3 protein-coding genes are annotated in these 2,953 nt (G+C 67.1%); all 3 read right to left on the reverse strand.

Features of this window, described 5'->3' with window-relative positions:
- Window positions 1–1,331: amidase (locus AC2VOP_RS21525; RefSeq protein WP_486962852.1), on the reverse strand; the 1,331-nt coding region annotated here is incomplete at its 3' end.
- Window positions 1,332–1,358: 27 nt separating this feature from the next.
- Window positions 1,359–2,183, reverse strand: coding sequence for a translation elongation factor Ts (gene tsf, locus AC2VOP_RS21530; protein WP_486962853.1), 825 nt, complete (start codon window positions 2,181–2,183; stop codon window positions 1,359–1,361).
- Between the two features lie 14 nt (window positions 2,184–2,197).
- The coding region (rpsB, locus tag AC2VOP_RS21535; protein WP_486962854.1) for a 30S ribosomal protein S2 at window positions 2,198–2,953 on the reverse strand (756 nt) is incomplete at its 5' end.

The following is a 2,953-nucleotide window of genomic DNA, read 5'->3' on the forward strand; positions in this document are numbered from 1 at the left end:
GCGGTGAGCATCATGCCCACCGGTAAACCCTCGGTGGACTCGCCCAGCGGCAACGAGATCGCGGGTTCGCCGGTAGCGTTCTGCAGCGGCGTGAACGCCACCCAGTCGATCAGCCGATCGATGATCTGTTGGTAGTCGGCGGTCGGATCCAGGTGGCCGACGCGCGGCGGCGGATCGGGCAGCGTCGGGAGCAGCATCGCGTCGTAGCTGCGGAAGAGCCGCGCGGTGTGCCGTCGTGAGGCGGCCAGCCGCAGCGTCGCCACAGGCAATCGGTAGAGGTGGCGTCTGGCATAGTGGTCCAGCCCCAGGGTGAGGTTGTCCAGCCGGGTGCGGTCGAACGTCGGACCGAACATCCGGCGCCCGCCCCATACCAGGGCCGTCGCCAGAAACGCCCAGTACAGCAGGAAGTCGTCAGCGAAGTGGGCCGGCACCGGCGGGGGGTCGACCGGCTCCACGTGGTGGCCGAGTTCCTCTAGCAGCGCAGCAGTTTTCATCGTCTGTTCCCGCACGTCCGGACTGGCCTCGCGGACCAATGACCGGGTGACCACGGCAATCTTGACCCTCTGCTTTCCCGCGTGCCGGATGTCGCCGATCGGCGGCAGCTTGGGGTTGCGCCAGATGTGCTCGGCTTCCCGGTAGAACGCGGCGGTGTCGCGGACCGAGCGGGTGACCACGCCGTTGTAGACGATACGTACTGGCATCAGCCGCAAGTCCCTGTCCAGCGGCAACCTGCCCCTGGACGGCTTCAGACCGACCAGCCCGTTGCAGGAAGCGGGGATACGGATGGATCCGCCGCCGTCGTTGGCGTGCGCGATCGGCACCACCCCGGCTGCGACGAACGCCGCTGATCCCGACGACGAGGCGCCGGCGGTGTAGTCGGTGTGCCACGGGTTGCGCACCGCTCCCAGCCGGGGGTGCTCGGCCGAGGCGCTGAAGCCGAACTCACTGAGCTGGGTTTTGCCCAGAGGGATCAGCCCGGTGCCCAGATACAGCTTCGCGAAATCGCCGTCGGCAGTTGCCGGGTGAGGTTCCCACGCATCGGTGCCCTGCATCGTCGGCATGCCGGCGGCATTGACATTGTCCTTGATGTACGTCGGTACCCCGTCGAAGAAACCGCCGCGGGAGACCCGGCCGGCACCAGCCCGGGTTCGGGCGCGGTCGAACGCCTGGTAAGCCAGGCCGTTAAGGGCTGGGTTGACCTTCTCGGTGCGGGCGATGGCGGCTTCGACGAGCTCGCTGGGAGATACCTCGCCCGATTCGATTCGCTCAGCCAGGCCGACCGCGTCGCTGTCGCCGAGGGCGTCGTCACCGAAGGCGTGCACGTACTGCATGACACGACGCTAGCGCGTTCACCCCGACTAACTCTGCCCGACCTCGAACCTGACGAACCGGGTCACCGTCACGCCCGCCTCGTCAAGCAGCACTTTGACGGTTTTTTTGCTGTCGGAGACCGACGGCTGTTCCAGCAGCACGGTGTCCTTGAAGAAGCCGTTGAGCCGGCCCTCGATGATCTTGGGCAGCGCCTGTTCGGGTTTGCCCTCCTGCTTCGCGGTCTCCTCGGCGATGCGGCGCTCGTCTGCGACCACGTCGGTGGGCACGTCATTTCGGGTCAGGTACTTGGCCTTCAGCGCGGCGATCTGCAGCGCAACCGCGTGGGCGGCAGCTTCGGCGGATGCGTTAGCGCCCTGGTATTCGACCAGCACGCCCACGGCCGGCGGCAGGTCGGCCGACCGCTTGTGCAGGTAGCTCTCGACGGTGCCGTCGAAGTAGGCGACGCGGCGCAGTTCGAGTTTCTCGCCGATCTTGGCCGACAGGTCGGCGATCGCCTGCTGGACCGTCTTATCGCCGACCCGGGCAGCTTTGAGCGCATCGACGTCGGTGGCTTTGACCGCCGCGGCGGCCGCGACGATATCCGCAGCCAGTTGCCGGAATTCGGCGTTCTTGGCGACGAAGTCGGTCTCCGAATTCAGCTCGATCAGGGCACCGTCCTGCGCGGCGACCAAGCCCTCGGCGGTGGCCCGCTCGGCGCGTTTGCCGACATCTTTGGCACCCTTGATCCGCAGCACCTCGACCGCCTTGTCGAAGTCGCCGTCACTTTCGGCGAGGGCGTTTTTGCAGTCGAGCATGCCGGAACCGGTCAGCTCCCGCAGTCGCTTGACGTCGGCTGCAGTGAAATTCGCCAATGTTCAGACCCTTCCTACGGTGCGTCCGTGTTCTTCTCGATGGCGGCGGCGGCTGTCTCGGCGCCGGACGGGGCTGCGCCGGCCGGGGCCGGTGCGGTCGCCGATGGCGTCGCGGAGGCCAGCAGCTCCTGCTCCCACTCCGCCAGCGGCTCGGCGGCTTCGGCTTCGGGTTTGCCGTCGCCGTCACCGAGGCCGGCGCGGGCCTGCAGCCCCTCGGCGACAGCCGAGGCGACCACCTTGGTCAACAACGCCGCCGAACGGATGGCGTCGTCGTTGCCCGGGATCGGGAAGTCGACCTCATCGGGGTCGCAGTTGGTGTCCAAGATCGCGATCACCGGGATCCCCAGCTTGCGGGCCTCGCCAACGGCGATGTGCTCCTTGTTGGTGTCGACCACCCAGATCGCCGACGGCACCCTGCTCATGTCACGGATGCCGCCGAGGCTGCGCTCCAGCTTGTTCTTCTCCCGGGTCAGGCCGAGGATCTCCTTCTTGGTGCGGCCCTCGAAACCACCGGTCTGCTCCATGGCCTCCAGCTCCTTGAGCCGCTGCAGCCGCTTGTGCACGGTGGAGAAGTTGGTGAGCATGCCGCCCAGCCAGCGCTGGTTCACATAGGGCATCCCGACCCGGGTCGCCTCGGCGGCGACCGACTCCTGGGCCTGCTTTTTGGTGCCGACGAACAGCACGGACCCGCCGTGGGCGACGGTCTCCTTGACGAACTCGTATGCCTTGTCGATGAAGGTCAGCGTCTGCTGCAGATCGATGATGTAGAT

It is taken from the genome of Mycobacterium sp. TH-M106, from assembly GCF_057473765.1.